The following is a 17,243-nucleotide window of genomic DNA, read 5'->3' as shown; positions in this document are numbered from 1 at the left end:
CGGCCGTGAGAAGCGCCGACGCCCCGACGGGGACCTCACGTATCCGCGTACGCGGAATAAACACGGTGGATCATCCGCAGACGCGGTGTTAGCGTAAGCACATGGTCGCAACCTACAAGATCTCGCAGGCCGCCCGCCTGCTCGGCGTCAGCGACGACACCGTGCGCCGATGGGTGGAACAGCAGGTGCTGCCGGTGACCGACTCCAGCCCCGCGCAGATCCCCGGCGACGCCCTGGCACGGCGGGCCGTGGAGCTCTCGCACGCGGCCGACGACCCGACCGACGTGCTCTCGAGTGCCCGCAACCGCTTCACCGGCCTGGTCACCCGGGTGCAGGCCGACGAGGTGATGGCCCAGGTCGACATCCAGGCAGGACCCCATCGTGTCGTCTCGCTCATGTCGGCTGAGGCGGTCCGCGACCTCGGCCTCGAGGTGGGCTCGCTCGCCGTCGCCGTGGTGAAGGCCACCACGGTCATCGTCGAGACCCCGCGCATCTGACACCCACACACCGATCGAAGGAGCACGCCATGCGCCGCACCCTCGCCCTGGCCGCACTGGTGGCAGCCGCCGCCCTGGCCCTCACCGGCTGCGCCGGCGGGCCCGCCGGCGACGGCGGCACGCCCTCGGGCGCCCCCGAGACCTCCGGCCGGCTCAGCGGCGACGTCGCGGTCTCGGCCGCGGCATCCCTGAAAGGCGCCTTCGACACCGCCATCGAGAAGTTCGGTCAGGCCCACCCCGACGTGAAGATCACCGCGAGCTACGACGGCTCGTCCACCCTGGCCACCCAGATCCTCGGCGGCGCGAAGGTCGACGTGTTCGCCTCGGCCGACCAGAAGAACATGGTGAAGGTGACAGGGGCGGGCCTTGCCACCGCCCCGGTCGTGTTCGCGAGCAACACCCTGGTCATCGTCACACCGACAGGAAACCCCGCCGGCGTGAAGAGTCTCGCCGACCTGGCGGGTCCGAAGGTCAAGACGGTGCTGTGCGCCCCGGAAGTGCCCTGCGGCAGCGCCTCGAAGACGCTGCTCGACGACGCCGGCGTGCAGGTGACCCCGGTCAGCCTCGAGCAGAACGTGACCGCGGTGCTCACCAAGGTGCGCACCGGCGAGGCCGATGCCGGACTGGTCTACAAGACGGATGCCGCCACCGCCCCCGGCGAGGTCGAGACCATCGTCCCGGAAGGGGCCGACAAGGTCGTCAACGAGTACCCGATCGTCGTGCTCACCGACGCCCCCGACAAGGCCGCGGCCCAGGCATTCGTCGACTACATCACCGGCGCCGACGGACAAGCGGTGCTCGCGTCGTTCGGGTTCGACAAGCCGTGAGGCGTCGCGGCTACGCGCCGCCGATCCTTGCCCTCCCCGCCCTGATCGGCCTCGCCTTCCTCGTCCTGCCGCTGGCGGCCCTCGTCGGCCGGGTGCAGTGGGGCACGCTGTGGGCCGACATCACGTCACCCGAAGCGCTCGACGCCCTCCGGCTGTCGGTGTCGACGGGACTTGTCGCCACCGTGGTGTGTCTGGTGCTGGGGGTGCCGCTGGCGCTGCTGATCGCCCGCGCCCCGGCACGCACCGCCTCGGTGCTGCGCGCCGTGGTGACGGTGCCGCTGGTGCTGCCCCCGATGGTGGGCGGCCTCGCCCTGCTGTTCCTGTTCGGCCGAGCCGGGTGGCTCGGCTGGACGGGATGGCAGATCCCGTTCACGACCACCGCGGTGGTGATGGCGCAGACCTTCGTCGCGCTGCCGTTCCTGGTGCTCGCGCTGGAGGGAGCGCTGCGCACCTCGGGCCTGGACTACGAGCGCACCGCCGCGGGCCTGGGCGCCGGGCGCTGGACGATCTTCTGGCGCGTCACCTTGCCGCTGGCCGCGCCCGGCCTGCTGTCGGGCGTGATCCTGTGCTTCGCCCGCGCGATCGGCGAATTCGGCGCCACCGCACTGTTCGCCGGCAACGCCCCCGGCACCACGCAGACCATGCCGCTGGCCATCTACACCGCGTTCAACGGGGCCGGCGTCAGCCAGGGCGCGGCGGTCGCCCTGTCGCTGCTGCTGCTGGTCACCGCGATCGCCGTGCTGCTGCTGGTGCGTGCCTGGCGGCCCGGGCAGACCGTGAGCGCGGGGGTGGGCCGATGACCGGGGCGGCGCTGGATGCCACGGTGCACATCGTGCGCGGAAGCTACGTGCTCGACGTGCACGTCCAGGCCGATGCGGGCGAGATCGTCGCGGTGATGGGCCCGTCCGGCGTCGGCAAGTCGACCCTGTTCGGCGCGATCGCCGGCTTCGTCCCGCTGACGGGCGGGCAGGTGCGCCTGGACGGACAGACGGTGGATGCCGCGACCGGGCCGTATGTGCGCCCGCACGAGCGCGGCGTGGTCATGCTCGGACAGGAGCCACGGCTGTTCCCGCACCTGACCGCGCGCGAGAACGTCGCGTTCGGCCCGCGTGCGCACGGCGTCGCCCGGCGCACCGCCCGCGCCGACGCCGACGCGTGGCTGTCCCGCGTGGGGCTCGCCGGCATGGGCGAGCGCCGTCCCGCGCAGCTGTCGGGCGGACAGCAGCAGCGCGTCGCCCTCGCCCGCGCCCTGGCGACGGCGCCGCGCGTGCTGCTGCTGGACGAGCCGCTCACCTCGCTCGACGCCGCCACCGCCGCCGAGATCCGGGCTCTGCTGCGCGAACAGCTGGCCGACACCGGCACGACCGCGCTGGTGGCCACGCACGATGCGCAGGATGCGGCATCCCTCGCCACCCGCCTGATCGTGCTCGAAGGCGGCGCCATCGCGCAGGCGGGGCCCGTGCACGCGGTGCTCGGCAACCCCGCGACGCCGTTCGTGGCCGCCGTGGCCGCCACCCTGCCCAGCGCGGACCGGCCGCACGGGGCGCACGGGTGGCAGGCCCGTGTCACCGCCGCCGCAGACGACGGCACCGTCCGGGCGCTGGGCCCGGACGGTGCCGAGATCGTGCTGCGGCTGCCGGCCGGCGCGGGCGTGGTGCCCGGCTCGGTCGTCACCGTGCGGGCTCCCCGGGCCTGACGACCCACGTCGCGCCGCGGCTACGGTCGGCGCAGGCGTTCGGGATCGGGCGCCGAGACCGGGTCCCACCCGCGGCGGGTGGCGCGCGTTCCGCTGCGGTGCTCTTGGCGCGAGCGGTACACCACGTACGGGCGGAACAGGTACTGCACCGGCGCCGAGAACACGTGCACCAGGCGCGTGAACGGCCACAGGATGAACAGGCACGTGGCCGTCAGTGCATGCAGCTGGAACAGCATCGGCGCCTGCGCCATCAGCTCGGGCTGCGGCTGGAACAGGATGATGCTGCGCACCCACGGGCTGATCGTGGCCCGGTACTCGTACCCCTCGCCGAACAGCTGGTACACGAAGGTGGCCAGGGTGCCGAACAGCAAGGTGGCACCCAGGAACACGTACATGACCTTGTCCATGGTGGTGGTGGCCAAGAACACCGGGCCGACGGTGCGGCGGCGGTAGATCAGGATCGCCAGGCCCACCAGGGTCAGCACGGCCGCCGCCGTCCCCAGCACGGTCGCGCCGATGTGGTACATGTGCTCGGTGATGCCGATGGCGTACAGCCACTCCCGGGGGATGAGCAGGCCCACCGCGTGACCGACGAGCACGCACAGGATGCCGATGTGGAACATCGGCGATCCCCAGCGCAGCAGGCGGTTCTCGTAGGTCTGGCTGGAGCGGGTGGTCCACCCGAACTTGTCGTAGCGGTACCGCCAGATGTGCCCGACGATGAACACCGCGATCGCGATGTAGGGCAGCGCGACCCACAGGAACATGGACAGGGGGTTCATGCGTCCTCCCTCATTCGGAACGGCGGCAGGGCGCCCAGAAAACTCAGCCCCACCGTCTCGGTGGGCGGGCCCTGGCTGATCAGGTCGAGATAGCGCTCACGGGTGGCCTCGTCGATCGGCGGCAGCGACAGTGTCACCGCGCGCACCACGTCCGCCCACGGGCTGCCCATCTCTTCGAGCGCGGCCCGCAGCACTTCGATGCCTTCGCGGTGGCTCGACAGCAGCGCCGCGGCGATCTCGTCGTCGCACAGCGCCGAGAACTCCAGCACCGCCGGCAGGTAGTCGGGCAGCTCGTCGGCGTCGAACTCCCAGCCCGCCGCCTTGTAGGCGTCCTGGATCGTCACCAGCGCCGTACCGCGCTTGCGGGTGTCGCCGGTGGCGAAGTAGGTCAGGTACAGGCTGCACTTGCGCTTCAGGTCGAACGTGTTCACGTACGCCTGCTCGAACGGGTGCGCCGCCGGGCGTGCGGTGCCGGATGCCGCAGCCTGCGCCGCGACCGTCGCCTCCGCATCGGCGACGGCCGCGGCATCCAGGAACCGCTGCAACGGGACCCGAAGATCGTCCGGCAGCGGTGACACGAGCTGCGCGATCGTGGGCAGCTTCGCGTACCAGTCGGCGTCGGGGTAGTCCAGCAACACCGACGCGGCCATGTGCACCCGCTGACGCTGCTCGCGGCTGAGGGTCAGCTCGGCCAGCGGCGGCGGCAGCTTGCGGCGCGGGGTGACCCGCAGCCGGGGACGGGTGGCGGCGGGCATCTCAACGCTCCGTGTCGGTGTTCTGCGGCGGGAACAGGCCGTCGGGCGAACCGTTGCCGTCCCAGTTGAGCAGATTCACCCGGTCGCCGGTCGAGGGCCGGTCGGCCGTCTGCCGGGCCTTCAGCGCGTGGAAGGTCTCCACCGCCACCGGCTCGGGGTGCCCGCTCGAGGACCCGAAGTGACCGCCGCCGCCCATGCCCGGGCCGCCGTCGAAGTCCAGCGCGCACGCCAGCTCTTCGAGCTCGCGCGCCTGCTCGGCGTGGGCGGCCGGGATGACGTAGCGGTCGTTGTACTTGGCGATCGCCAGCAGCCGGTACATCTCCTCGACCTCGGTGCCGGTCATGCCCACCGCCTGTGCGATGGACTCGTCGCGGCCCTCGTCGAGGTTGATGCCGCGCATGTACGAGCGCATCGCGGCGAGCTTGCGCAGCGACTCGTCGACCGGTGCCGTGTCACCGGCGGTGAACAGCTCGGCCAGGTACGAGATCGGGATGCGCAGCTTGTCGATCGCGGCGAACAGGGTGCGCGCGTCCTCACCGTCGTTGCCCGACCCGGTGACCACGTCGACCACCGGCGACAGCGGCGGGATGTACCAGACCATCGGCATGGTGCGGTACTCGGGGTGCAGCGGCAGCGCCACCTTGTACTGCGAGATGAGCTTGTGGATCGGGCTGTTCTGCGCCGCCTCGATCCAGTCCTCGGGGATGCCGTCGCGCCGGGCCGCTTCGATCACGGCCGGGTCGTGCGGGTCGAGGAAGACGCTGCGCTGGGCCTCGAGCAGGTCGTGCTCGTTCTCGACGCTGGCCGCCTCGGCGACCCGGTCCACGTCGTACAGCACCAGGCCCAGGTAGCGCAGGCGCCCCACGCACGTCTCGGAGCAGACCGTGGGCAGTCCCACCTCGATGCGCGGGTAGCACAGCGTGCACTTCTCGGCCTTGCCGGTCTTGTGGTTGAAGTACACCTTCTTGTACGGGCAGCCCGACACGCACATCCGCCAGCCGCGGCACTTGTCCTGGTCGACCAGCACGATGCCGTCCTCGGCGCGCTTGTAGATCGCGCCCGAGGGGCACGATGCCGCGCACGACGGGTTCAGGCAGTGCTCGCAGATGCGCGGCAGGTAGAACATGAACGCCTGCTCGAACTCGGCGGAGACCCGCTCGCTCATCTTGCGCAGGATCGGGTCATCCTGCATCGTCTCGACCGAGCCGCCCAGATCGTCGTCCCAGTTGGCCGACCACGAGATCTTCATGTCTTTGCCGGTCAGCAGCGACTTCGGCCGTGCGACCGGGATGTGCTCGCCCTTGGGGGCGTTCAGCAGCATGTCGTAGTCGTACGTCCAGGGCTCGTAGTAGTCCTCGATGCTCGGCAGCTTCGGGTTCGAGAAGATGTGCGCCAGCTTGTTCAGCCGGCCGCCGCTGCGCAGCTTGAGGCGGCCGCGCTTAGTGCGCACCCAGCCGCCGCCCCACTTCTCCTGGTCCTCGTAGGTGCGCGGGTAGCCGACGCCGGGACGGGTCTCGACGTTGTTGAACCACACGTACTCCACACCCGTGCGGTTCGTCCACGCCTGCTTGCACGTGACCGAGCAGGTGTGGCATCCGATGCACTTGTCGAGGTTCATCACCATCGACATCTGCGCCATGACCTTCATCGGTACTGCACCTCCTGGCTGCGCCGGCGGATCGTGGTGACCTCATCGCGCTGGTTGCCGGTGGGGCCGAGATAGTTGAACGCCCACGCCAGCTGCGCGTACCCGCCGATGAGGTGACTCGGTTTGAGCAGGATGCGGGTCAGCGAGTTGTGGATGCCGCCGCGCATGCCGCTGGTCTCACTCAGCGGCACGTCGACCGTGCGGTCCTTGGCGTGGTACATGTACACCGTGCCCTCGGGCATGCGGTGCGACACGATCGCGCGGGCCACCACGACGCCGTTGCGGTTGTACGCCTCGATCCACTCGTTGTCGCGCACCCCGATCTTGGCGGCGTCCTCGACGCTCATCCAGATCGTGGGGCCGCCGCGCGAGAGCGACAGCATGAACAGGTTGTCCTGGTACTCGGAGTGGATCGACCACTTCGAGTGCGGCGTCAGATACCGCACCGACACCTCGGTCTGACCGGGCGCGCCCGGCCCGCCCACGCGGCCGACCTCGCCGACCTTCGCGTCGCCGAACAGGCGATGCATGTCCAGCGGCGGGCGGTACACCGGCATGTTCTCGCCGAGCTCGCTCATCCAGTCGTGGTCGAGGTAGAAGTGCTGGCGCCCGGTGAGGGTGTGCCAGGGCTTGAGCTGCTCGACGTTGACGGCGAACGCCGTGTAGCGGCGGCCGCCGTGCTCCGAGCCCGACCATTCCGGGGAGGTGATCACGCTGCGCGGCTGCACCTGCACGTCGGTGAACGTGATGTGCGTGCCCTCGTGCTCCTCGGCCAGGAATGCCAGCTGCTGCCCGGTCTGCTCCTCGAGCTGCCGGAACCCCTGCACCGCCAGACGCCCGTTGGTGGTGCCCGATAGCGCGAGCACCATCTCGCACGCCCGCCGGTCGGTGTCCAGGCGCACCCGCCCGGCCATCGGGCCGGCCTCGACGGTGCCGTTGAGGTGCTTGAGCATGTCGACGTCGCGGTCGGGCCGGAACGTGACGCCCTTCGTGGTCATGCCGAGCTTCTCGGTCAGCGGCCCGAGCGTCTTCCACTTGTCGGCCAGAGCCGGGTAGTCGCGCTCGACGACGATGAGCTTGGCCATCGTCACGCCCGGCACCAGCGGCAGGTCCTCGACCCGGCCGTGCGGGGTGGCCATCACGTCGGGCGTGTCGTGCTGCAACGGCGACGCCACCACGTCGCGGCGCACGCCCAGGTGCGTGCGGGCCATCTCGCTGAACCGCTCGGCGATGACCTTGAACGTCTCGAAGTCGGTGCGGGTCTGCCACGGCGGGTCGATCGCCGGCGAGAACGAGTGCACGAACGGGTGCATGTCGGTCGACGACAGATCGTACTTCTCGTACCAGGTGGCCGTGGGCAGCACCACGTCGCTGAACAGCGTGGTGCTGGTCATGCGGAAATCGCTGGTCACCAGCAGGTCGAGCTTGCCGATGGGTGCGTCCTCACGCCAGCGGATGTCGCGGGGGCGGGACCCCTCGGGCGTCTCACCGACCCGGATCGCCGCGTCGGTGCCCAGCAGGTGCTTGAGGAAGTATTCGTTGCCCTTGCCCGACGAGCCGAGCACGTTCGCCCGCCAGATCGAGATCACGCGCGGGAAGTTCTCGGGCGCGTCCGGGTCCTCGCAGGCGTAGTGCAGGGTGCCGTCGTTCAGCGAGTCGACGATGTGCTGCGCCGGCTCTTTGCCCGCCGCCTCGGCCTCGTCGCACAGATCCAGCGGGTTGCGCGAGAACGTGGGGTAGCTGGGCATCCAGCCGCGCTTGACCGATTCCACGAGGCAGTCCGCGGTGGTGCGCTCGTCGAACAGGCCGCGCGCCAGCGGCGAGGCCAGCTGGTTGGCCGGCAGGCCGTCGTACCGCCACTGGTCGGTGGCCAGGTACCAGAACGCGGTGCCGATCGCCTGCCGCGGCGGGCGGTTCCAGTCGGCCGCACCCGCGTACTGGTTGTAGCCGGTGAGCGGACGCACCTTCTCCTGTCCGACGTAGTGCGCCCATCCGCCGCCGTTGACCCCCTGGCATCCGGTCATCATGGTCAGCGCCAGGAACGTGCGATAGATGGTGTCGGAGTGGAACCAGTGGTTCGTGCCGGCACCCATCAGGATCATGGAGCGGCCGCCGCTGCGCTCGGCGTTGTCGGCGAACTCGCGCCCGATGCGGATGGCCTGCTCGGCGGGCACCGAGGTGATCTCGGCCTGCCAGGCGGGGGTGCCGGGGGTCGACGGGTCGTCGTACCCGGTCGGCCATTCGCCGGGGAGCGTCGGCCGGGCCACGCCGTAGCGGGCGAGCATCAGGTCGAACACGGTGGTGACCATGCGGCCGGCGACGGTGCGCACCGGCACGCCGCGGGCGACGATGCCGGTGCCCCCGGCGTGCTCCTGCCCGGGCTCGGGCGCCACGTCGAAGCGGGGCAGCGCGACCTCGGCCGCCGTGCCGTCCCAGTCGTCCAGGTCGGCGACCGACAGCGGCGGCACCACGTCGCCCAGGTCCAGGTTCCAGCGGCCCTTGTCTTCGGGGCTGAACCGGTGCCCGAGCGACCCGTTGGGCACCACCGGGGCGCCGGCCTGGTCGAAAAGCACCGGCTTGAACTCCGCGCGCGGTGCGGCCGCGGCGTCGGAGTCGAGGTCGCTGGCGGTGACGAACTTGCCCGGCACCAGCCGGTCGCCGCGCTGCTCGAGGGTGACCAGGTAGGGCGCGTCGGTGTACCGGCGCATGTAGTCCTCGAAGCGCGGGGTGCGCGTGTTCACGAAGTGCTCGGTGAGGATGACGTGGCCCATCGCGATCGCCAGCGCCGCGTCGGTGCCCGGGTGGGGCGAGACCCACTCGTCGGCGAACTTCGTGTTGTCGGTGTAGTCGGGCGAGACCACGACCACCTTCTGCCCGCGGTAGCGCGCCTCGGTCATGAAGTGCGCGTCGGGGGTGCGGGTGACCGGCACGTTCGAGCCCCACATGATGAGGTAGCCGGCGTTGAACCAGTCCGCCGACTCGGGCACGTCGGTCTGGTCGCCGAACACCTGGGGGCTGGCCACCGGAAGGTCGGCGTACCAGTCGTAGAACGACAGGATGGTGCCGCCCAGCAGGTTCAGGAACCGGGCTCCGGCCCCGTGCGAGATCATCGACATCGCCGGGATCGGCGAGAACCCGGCGACCCGGTCGGGGCCGTACGTCTTGACGGTGTGCACGTGCGCGGCCGACACGATCTCGACCGCCTCGTCCCAGTTCACCCGCACCAGGCCGCCCTTGCCGCGGGCGTGCTTGTAGGCGGCGGATGCCTCGGGGTCCTCGACGATCGAGGCCCACGCGTCGACCGGGTCGGGGTGGGTGCGCTTGGCGGTGCGGTACAGCTCGAGCAGCGTGTCGCGGATGTAGGGGTAGCGCACCCGGGTGGGGGAGTACGTGTACCAGCTGAACGCGGCACCGCGCGGGCAGCCGCGCGGCTCGTACTCGGGCGAGTCCGGCCCCACCGACGGGTAGTCGGTCTGCTGGGTCTCCCAGGTGATGATGCCGTCCTTGACGTACACCTTCCAGGAACACGATCCGGTGCAGTTCACGCCGTGCGTGGAGCGCACGACCTTGTCGTGCGACCACCGATCGCGGTAGAACACATCGCCGTCGCGGCCGCCCTGAAGGAACAGCGTGCGCTGGTCCTTCGAGATCTCACCGGGTCGGATGTACCGGCTCAGCGAGAGCAGGGCCTCGGCGAGCGGGCCATCCGTTGCCGGATGTGCGGTGCGGATGTCAGGAGTCATGCGGAATCCTCCAGCCTCAAGTACGACTCAGTATGGAACGCCCCCTGCACCGCCGCCAGGGGGCGGGCCGTTTTTATCCCGATCCGGCACGTGGCCCGCTCGGCGGGCACGCTTCCGTGCCCATACCCCAATAAACACGGTGTGAGCCTGGTGGACCGCGCGCGATCCTTACTACTGTGTCGCCAAACGAGAGGAGTCGACATGGCCCCCACCCCGGGCACGACACCCGCCACCGCCGTGGACGCCGCGGTGCCCGCCGCCGCGAACCTGCGCGGTGGACTCTTCCAGGTCATCCTGGCCACCCTCGCCTCGACGGCGGGCTTCTGGGCGTGGATGGCGATCGCGCCGCTGCAGAACATCTACGCGCAGGAGATGGGCCTGAACCAGGGCCAGGTGTCGCTGATGCTGGCCACCCCGGTGCTCGTCGGCTCGCTCGGCCGCATCGTCGTCGGCGCGTACACCGACCGCTGGGGCGGTCGCAAGATGTTCACCATCATCCTGTTGGCGGGCATCCCCGCCGTGCTGCTGGTCATGCTCGCCGGCATGATCGGCAACTTCTGGCTGCTCGTGCTGGGCGGCTTCCTGCTCGGCGTGTCGGGCACGATCTTCGCCGTCGGTATCCCGTTCTCGAGCGCCTGGTACCCACCGGCCCGCCGCGGCTTCGCCAACGGCGTGTTCGGCATGGGCATGGTGGGAACCGCCGTCTCGGCGTTCTTCACCCCGCGCCTGGCCGCCTCGATCGGCTACGTGCCCACCCACCTGCTCATCGCCGCGGTACTGCTGGCGATGGCGATCCTGGTCTGGTTCGTGCTGCGCGACTCGCCGGCCTTCGCCCCCAGCCACGAGAAGCTCGTACCCAAGGTGACCGGTGCCCTGCGGCTGCTGGTGACCTGGCAGATGTCGTTCCTGTACGCCATCGTCTTCGGCGGGTTCGTGGCCTTTTCGACCTACCTGCCCAAGTACCTGCTGACCATCTACCCCGACGAGGTCGACGCGGTCGGCGCCGGCACCCGCACCGCCCTGTTCGCCGTCGCCGCGGTGATCGCCCGGCCGATCGGCGGCGTGCTCGCCGACAAGTTCGGCCCCAAGGTGGTCTCGCTGCTCTCGCTGGCGGGCATCGTCGCGGCCGCGTACGTGGTCGGCCAGGAGCCGCCGGAGGGCATCGTCACCGGCGTCACGTTCATCCTGATGGCCGCCGCGATGGGCCTGGGCATGGGTGCGGTGTTCGCCTGGATCGGCCCGTCCACCCCGCCGAACAAGGTCGGCGCAGTCACCGGCGTGGTCGCCGCCGCCGGCGGCCTGGGCGGCTACTTCCCGCCCCTGGTGATGGGCGCCACCTACCAGGCCGACACCAACTCGTACTGGCTGGGGCTGTGGCTGCTGGTGCTCGTCGGTGCGGTCGCCCTGGTGGTCGCCGGAATGCTGCGGGATACCCGGGCGAAGAAATGACCCCGGCCCCCGCCGGGGTGGCTACGGTGGAAGACATGGCCGCGCAGATCCTTCCCACCGTGCGCGACGAGCGCGGCCGGGCGCTGCGCGACCTGCGCATCTCGGTGACCGACCGGTGCAACTTCCGGTGCGTGTACTGCATGCCCAAAGAGATCTTCGGCCGCGACTTCGCGTTCCTGCCTCGGGAGCAGCTGCTCACGTTCGAAGAGATCGAACGGGTCGCCCGCGCCGGCATGGCGCTGGGCGTGCACAAGCTGCGGCTCACCGGCGGGGAACCGCTGCTGCGCCGCGGCATCGAGCAGCTGATCGGGATGCTGGTGGCCCTGCGCACCGCGGACGGCGAACCGCCCGACGTGGCACTGACCACGAACGGGTCGGCGCTCGCCGTGAAGGCGCAGGCGCTGGCCGACGCGGGACTTCACCGGGTGACGGTGTCGCTGGACTCGCTGGATGACGCCACGTTCCGGGCGATGAACGACATCGACTTTCCGGTCGCACGTGTGCTGGACGGCATCCGTGCCGCCCGTGAGGCGGGTCTGCCGGTCAAGGTCAACACGGTGGTCAAGCGCGGCGTCAACGACCACGACATCGTGGCGGTCGCCGAGCATTTCCGGGGCACCGGGGTGACCGTGCGGTTCATCGAGTTCATGGACGTGGGCACCACCAACGGCTGGAACCTTCAGGCCGTGGTGGGCTCGGCCGAGGTGATCGACCGGATCGGCGCCGTGCACCCGCTCGAGCCGGTGCCGCCGGCCTACCCGGGTGAGACCGCGACCCGCTGGCGCTATGCCGACGGCGCCGGCGAGATCGGCGTGATCTCGAGTGTGACCGCGCCGTTCTGCGGCGCCTGCACCCGCGCGCGCATCTCGGCCGACGGCAAGCTGTTCACGTGCCTGTTCGCCACCGCCGGGCACGACCTGCGTGCGCTGCTGCGTTCCGGGGCGCCGGATGCCGCGGTGCAGGACGCCCTCGCCGGCATCTGGGCGCGGCGCTCGGACCGCTACTCCGAGCTGCGCACCGCCGGTACCCCGCGCGCGCAGCGCGTGGAGATGTCGTACATCGGCGGCTGATCAGGGCCTGGCGGCCCGAGGGGGCCTCACCCGGCGGTCAGCGGCTCGGCGAGGTCGCGCACCCGCCGTCGTTCGTGCAGCGGTGCCACCCCGGTGCGTCCGACGATGCGGTCGTCGTCCTTGGCCGTGCCGTCCTCGCGCCAGCCGTGCCGCTGGTAGAACGCGGCGGCCCGCTCGTTGCCGTCCAGCACCCACAGCGACGCGGTGCGGTACCCGGCCGCACGCAGCGCGTGCTCGACGGCCACCATCAGCGCGTGCCCGACTCCGGTCGACCAGTGCTCGGGCAGCGCGTACAGCGCGTACAGCTCACCGCGGTCGGGCCCGTCGTCGTCGCGGCACGGGCCGGAACTGGCCCAGCCGGCCGGCGCCCCGTCCACCTCGGCGACGAAGTCTGCGACGCGGGGGTCGGTGTGGTACTTCTCCCACTGCAGCGCGCGGCGCTGTGCCTCGGCCTCGACGTCGAGGCGGTCGAGCACGGCGGCCGGGATCAGCCCCGCATAGGCGACGCGCCACGACGAGATCCGGATCGTCGAGATGGCCCGAGCATCCGTCACCTGCGCCGGGCGCACCGTGATCGTCATACCGGCGACGATACCGGTTTCGCCGCGGGCGACATGGTCAGTTGCACCTGGCAGTTCACCGGGTCGCAGGTCGGCAGCAGTCCCTCGACCTCGAGCGGACCCCCGGCCTCGCTGAGCACGCCCTGCATCAGGGCGACGTGCACCGCGCACAGCACGTCACGGTGCGCGGCCTGCGACTGCGCGTACGCGCACGGGGTGAGGTCGACGGTGAGTTCGGTCTGATCGACGACGGGGTCGAAGCCCGCGTCCTGCAGGTCTTCGACGAGCGCGTCGATCTGGTGCTGAGCGGCTTCGGGCAACTCGGTGTCGGTCCACGGCATCACCCGGCGCATCAGGTCGCCGCGCTCGGCCGCCTCGCGCACCTTGCGGCGCGCGATCGGGCTCGAGGGGGCATCCGGTCCGCTCACCGCGCTGTACAGCATGCGCGGTCGCCCGCGGGTGGTGCGATGCTCGGTGCGGGGCACCACGTAGCCGCCTTCGATGAGCCGTTGCAGATGCTCGCGCACCGTGTTGGCGTGCAGCCCGGTCGCCGCGGTGAGTTCGGCGATGGTGCGGGCGGGTCGCTCCTGCAGCAGATGCAGGATCTGCACTCGGGAGTAGCTCGAGATCGCGCTGTATCCGGGTGGCATGGCTCCATTATCACCGGCTGTGACAGGGGCAGGGGCCGGTGATCGTGAGAAACGATGAGGTCACGGCGATCGCCCATCGGATTGTCTGCCCGCTCATCGGATGCTCATGGTTTCGGCCCGGTCGCGAGGGCGGCGAGCCGGGGCCGGCTGCGGCATGGTGGGATGGATGCCGATGACCCCTGCACCGTCCGTACCGTCCGAGGCTCCCCTGCCCGGAGCGCTCGCGCTGGCCGCCGACGTCCGCGCCGGCCGCACCGCCGCCGCCGCGGTCGTCGACGCGCACCTGCGCCGCATCGACGCGCTCAACCCGCGGCTGAACGCACTGACCGTGGTGTTCACCGATCGGGCGCGACGGCTGGCCGACGAGGTCGACCGTACGATCGCCGCGGGCGGCGATCCGGGACCGCTGGCCGGTGTGCCGATCAGCGTGAAGGAGAACATCGACCTGACCTGGTCGGCCACCACCGAGGGCTGGCGCGGGCAGGCCGACGCCGTGCCGGCCCGCGACGCGACCGTGGTGCGGCGGCTGCGTGCAGCCGGCGCCATCCCGATCGGGCGCGGCAACATGCCCGATTTCGGTATGCGCTGGGACACCGACAACGACCTGTTCGGCCGCACCCTCAACCCCTGGGACCACACGCGCACGACGTTCGGCTCGAGCGGCGGCGACGCCGTCGCGGTGGCCACGGGGATGAGCGCCCTGGGGCTGGGCAACGACTTCGGCGGATCGATCCGGCTGCCCGCGCAGGCGCTCGGCGTGTACGGACTGCGTCCCTCGCTCGGCCGCGTGCCGCGGGCGGCGGTGGGGGAGCTGCCGGTGGCGTTGACCCTGCAGCGTTTCGCGGTGAACGGGATGCTCGCCCGCAGCGTCGCCGACCTCGAGGCGGCGCTCGCCGTCGCCTCAGGTGTCGACGTCGACGACCCGGTCTCGCTCGCGCTGCCTGGCGTGGGCGAGTTCGACGGTCCGCGACGGGTCGGGCTCGTGCGGGATCCGCTGGGCTGGGGCGTGCACCCCGACGTCGCCGCGGGAATCGAGCGCGCCGCCTCGGCACTGCGCGCCGCCGGCTGGCAGGTCGAGGCGGTCGAGCCGCCGCACCTCGAAGAGGCGTTCACCCTGATGCGTCGGTTGGCGGTCACCGACATGAACGGCGGCGCGCTTCCCGCACCACTCGGCCGGTCGGCGGACGCGTTCATGCGCGCCAGCGTCCGCGCCACCGAGCTGTTCACCACCGCCGCCGAGTACGGCGCGGCCTGGGCGCGACGTGCGGTCATCGAGGCGGAGTGGCGACGGCTGCAGGCCGAATACCCGGTGATCCTGGGGCCCGCCTCGACCGACGGCATCCCGCCCGTCGACTTCGATCTCGGTGGGCCCGAGCAGGCGAGCGCGGCGTGGCGCATGTTGCGCCTGGTCGTCGTGGTGAACTTCCTCGGACTTCCCGCGGTGGCCGTTCCCACTGGATGGGGCACCGACTCGCTGCCCACCGGTGTGCAGCTGATCGGGCCCATGCACGGTGAGGCCGCCGTGCTCGCCGCCGCCCGCGACGTCGAGGCGGCGTACGGGCCGGCGGGCCCGCCGCGCTAGCCGGGCCGGGCGGCTGCGTACCGTCGACAGGCGGGATCGTGCGCGTCGGGGCGTGTCGTGCGCCTCCGGGCCGTCTGAGCCTGTCGACGGCCCGCGGTGCGGGCTACGGCGGGCCGCCGTGCTCGCCGCCGCCCGCGACGTCGAGGCGGCGTTCGGGCCGGTGGTGCCGCCGCGCTAGCCGGGCCGGGCGGCTGCGTACCGTCGACAGGCGGGATCGTGCGCGTCGGGGCGTGTCGTGCGCCTGGGGACGGTCTCAGCCTGTCGACGGCCCGCGGCGCGGCGCTGACCGCCCGTTCTCGCCGCCGCCCGCGCCGTTCAGGTGCGGGCGACGGCGGGCCGCTATGGCAGGTAGTACGTCGGGTTGGGCAGCTTGACGACCCGGTCGGCGTGGCCGCCGATGAGGTCGCTGTACTGGTCGCCGAAGTTCGCGACGATGCGGTAGCCGCCGCCCGAGCGCGTCTCGACGTGCGCGCGGGTCTGCGACTTGTACTCGATGGTCGTGCACTTCGCGGCGGCGCAGTGGATGTAGGTCGGCTGCTGCGAATCGCCCACGCCGGTCCACTTGGTGTAGTAGTCCGCTGCGGTGAACCCGGTGTACCCGACCTTCGCCAGGTTGCCGATCGTCGCGGTCTTCTGGTCGTCGTTGCGGCCGGTGAGTCCGATCAGCGTGCACCCGGCGCGCCGCAGCAGCGTCGTCGCACTCACCATGCCCGGGGTCGCGGGGAACCGCTCGTCCTGCACCCACACGTCCTGTTCAGCCGGGTCGAACACGAAGTGCATGTCGGCGACCTCCATGTCGTACGTGAACAGCGTGGTGTCGTCGGCGTCCAGCACGATCGCCGGGTTCTGGTGCCGGTGCTTCACCTGTGCGCACTGCGCCGCGATCTGCGGCACCTGCCGGCGCAGCAGCGCGCGCATCTCGCTGATGTAGGGGGAGTGATCCTTGTCGGCGATGCCGGTGCCGGGGTCGCCGTAGTAGGTGGCGATGGTCTTTTTGACCACGTCGATGTTGGGGATGCCTTCACCGCCCTGCGTGAGGCCGCTGGAGCCGTCGGCGGCCATCTCGAAGTGCGTGCGCGGCGTCAGGCGCGGCTCGTGCACCCCGGGCAGGTTCGGTGACGGCAGGTAGTAGGTGGGGTTCGGCAGCTTGACGGTGTGGTTCGCATAGCCGCCCTGCAGGTCGGACCACTGGTCGCCGATGTTCACGGCGATGTCGTAGCCGAGGTCCCGCTCCAGGTGCCGCCGGGTGCCCGCCTTGAACTCGACGGTGGTGCAGGTCGCGGTGGCGCACCGGATGTACGACGGCTGCGCCCCGGTCGGCCACTTCGTGTAGTAGTTCGCCGCCGTGAACCCGCGATAGCCGACCTTCGTGACGTTGGCGATCGACGCGGCTTTCTGCGCGTCGCTGCGCCCGGTGATGCCGATCACCGCGAAGCCCATCTTCTGTGCGCGGTCCACCAGATCCACCATGCCGGGCGTGGCCGGGAACCGTTCGTCCTGCACCCACACGTCCTGCTCGGCGGGGTCGAACACGAAGTGCATGTCGCCGGCCTCCATGTCGTAGGTGAACAGCATGGTGTCGTCGGTGTCGACCACGATCGCGGGCGTGCGGTGGTGGCGCTTGGCCTCCCGCAGGTACTGCGGCAGCTTGCGCTCCAGGTTCGCGGTGATCCGATCCATCTCGCTGATGTACGGCGAGCGCGTCTTGTCGGCGATGCCGGTGCCGGGGTCGCCGTAGTAGGTGGCGATGGTCTTCTTCACGATGTCGATGTTCGGGATGCCCTCACCGCCCTGCGTGCGCCCGCTCGACCCGTCGGCGGCCATCGTGAAGTGCGTGCGCGGCGCGAGCTGCGTCTGAGAATGCGAGTGACCGGGCGACCGGTCGGGCGCGTAGGCCTGGGCCGAGACGGAACCGGCGACGGTCAGTGCCAGAGTGAGGGCGGCCGTGACGGATGCGGCTGCCAGACGGCGTGCGCGGATCATC

At 71.0% G+C, this 17,243-nt stretch carries 14 protein-coding genes; 7 read left to right on the top strand and 7 right to left on the bottom strand.

Annotated features, from left to right (window positions below; genetic code table 11):
- Positions 1–101 precede the first annotated feature (101 nt).
- Genes H577_RS0109600 through H577_RS15905 form a run of 4 tightly spaced genes read left to right on the top strand, consistent with a single transcriptional unit; the run spans position 102 to position 3,020 of the window.
- Positions 102–497: a TOBE domain-containing protein gene (locus H577_RS0109600; RefSeq protein WP_036284474.1), complete on the top strand. Its 396-nt coding sequence runs from the start codon at positions 102–104 to the stop codon at positions 495–497.
- 29 nt (positions 498–526) lie between these two features.
- The gene (modA, locus tag H577_RS0109595) at positions 527–1,324 is read left to right on the top strand and encodes a molybdate ABC transporter substrate-binding protein (protein WP_029145781.1); all 798 of its coding nucleotides are present in this window, start codon (positions 527–529) and stop codon (positions 1,322–1,324) included.
- The gene (locus tag H577_RS0109590) at positions 1,321–2,124 is read left to right on the top strand and encodes an ABC transporter permease (protein WP_029145780.1); all 804 of its coding nucleotides are present in this window, start codon (positions 1,321–1,323) and stop codon (positions 2,122–2,124) included. The genes modA and H577_RS0109590 overlap by 4 nt, the downstream gene beginning before the upstream one ends.
- Positions 2,121–3,020, top strand: a complete 900-nt coding sequence (locus H577_RS15905; RefSeq protein WP_051191920.1) for an ABC transporter ATP-binding protein — start codon at positions 2,121–2,123, stop codon at positions 3,018–3,020. The genes H577_RS0109590 and H577_RS15905 overlap by 4 nt, the downstream gene beginning before the upstream one ends.
- 20 nt (positions 3,021–3,040) lie before the next feature.
- Here the strand turns inward: H577_RS15905 and narI are convergent, their stop codons facing one another.
- From narI to H577_RS0109565, 4 genes are read right to left on the bottom strand one after another with little or no spacing between them, the layout of a single operon-like run.
- The gene (narI, locus tag H577_RS0109580) at positions 3,041–3,802 is read right to left on the bottom strand and encodes a respiratory nitrate reductase subunit gamma (RefSeq protein ID WP_029145779.1); all 762 of its coding nucleotides are present in this window, start codon (positions 3,800–3,802) and stop codon (positions 3,041–3,043) included.
- The gene (gene narJ, locus H577_RS0109575) at positions 3,799–4,557 is read right to left on the bottom strand and encodes a nitrate reductase molybdenum cofactor assembly chaperone (protein WP_051191919.1); all 759 of its coding nucleotides are present in this window, start codon (positions 4,555–4,557) and stop codon (positions 3,799–3,801) included. The genes narI and narJ overlap by 4 nt, the downstream gene beginning before the upstream one ends.
- Before the next feature lies 1 nt (position 4,558).
- Positions 4,559–6,205, bottom strand: a complete 1,647-nt coding sequence (gene narH, locus H577_RS0109570; protein WP_029145777.1) for a nitrate reductase subunit beta — start codon at positions 6,203–6,205, stop codon at positions 4,559–4,561.
- Positions 6,202–9,948 (bottom strand): nitrate reductase subunit alpha, encoded by a 3,747-nt coding sequence (locus tag H577_RS0109565; protein WP_029145776.1) that lies wholly within the window; start codon positions 9,946–9,948, stop codon positions 6,202–6,204. The genes narH and H577_RS0109565 overlap by 4 nt, the downstream gene beginning before the upstream one ends.
- A gap of 201 nt (positions 9,949–10,149) precedes the next feature.
- On the opposite strand from H577_RS0109565, the gene H577_RS0109560 reads away from it, so the two are divergent.
- Both H577_RS0109560 and moaA read left to right on the top strand, forming a co-directional pair.
- Complete coding sequence (locus H577_RS0109560) at positions 10,150–11,397, top strand: MFS transporter (RefSeq protein WP_084516054.1); 1,248 nt, start codon at positions 10,150–10,152, stop codon at positions 11,395–11,397.
- A 35-nt stretch (positions 11,398–11,432) separates the two neighbouring features.
- On the top strand, positions 11,433–12,467 hold the full coding sequence (gene moaA / locus H577_RS0109555; protein ID WP_029145774.1) for a GTP 3',8-cyclase MoaA: 1,035 nt from the start codon (positions 11,433–11,435) through the stop codon (positions 12,465–12,467).
- 26 nt (positions 12,468–12,493) lie between these two features.
- Here the strand turns inward: moaA and H577_RS15900 are convergent, their stop codons facing one another.
- Positions 12,494–13,048: a GNAT family N-acetyltransferase gene (locus H577_RS15900; protein WP_036284470.1), complete on the bottom strand. Its 555-nt coding sequence runs from the start codon at positions 13,046–13,048 to the stop codon at positions 12,494–12,496.
- On the bottom strand, positions 13,045–13,677 hold the full coding sequence (locus tag H577_RS0109545; RefSeq protein WP_029145773.1) for a helix-turn-helix transcriptional regulator: 633 nt from the start codon (positions 13,675–13,677) through the stop codon (positions 13,045–13,047). The genes H577_RS15900 and H577_RS0109545 overlap by 4 nt, the downstream gene beginning before the upstream one ends.
- Positions 13,678–13,843: 166 nt before the next feature.
- Here H577_RS0109545 and H577_RS0109540 point away from each other — a divergent pair, with 166 nt between their 5' ends.
- A complete protein-coding gene (locus H577_RS0109540) occupies positions 13,844–15,259 on the top strand; it encodes an amidase (protein ID WP_245570378.1) in 1,416 nt (471 codons plus the stop codon).
- A gap of 339 nt (positions 15,260–15,598) precedes the next feature.
- Here H577_RS0109540 and H577_RS0109535 read toward each other — a convergent pair whose 3' ends face one another.
- On the bottom strand, positions 15,599–17,242 hold the full coding sequence (locus H577_RS0109535; RefSeq protein WP_029145771.1) for an HAD family acid phosphatase: 1,644 nt from the start codon (positions 17,240–17,242) through the stop codon (positions 15,599–15,601).
- Between the last annotated feature and the right edge of the window lies 1 nt (position 17,243).

The sequence above is a fragment of the Microbacterium luticocti DSM 19459 genome, from assembly GCF_000422405.1.
In the GTDB taxonomy this organism is placed as follows: domain Bacteria; phylum Actinomycetota; class Actinomycetes; order Actinomycetales; family Microbacteriaceae; genus Microbacterium; species Microbacterium luticocti.
This window is presented reverse-complemented; position numbering and strand designations above follow the sequence as displayed.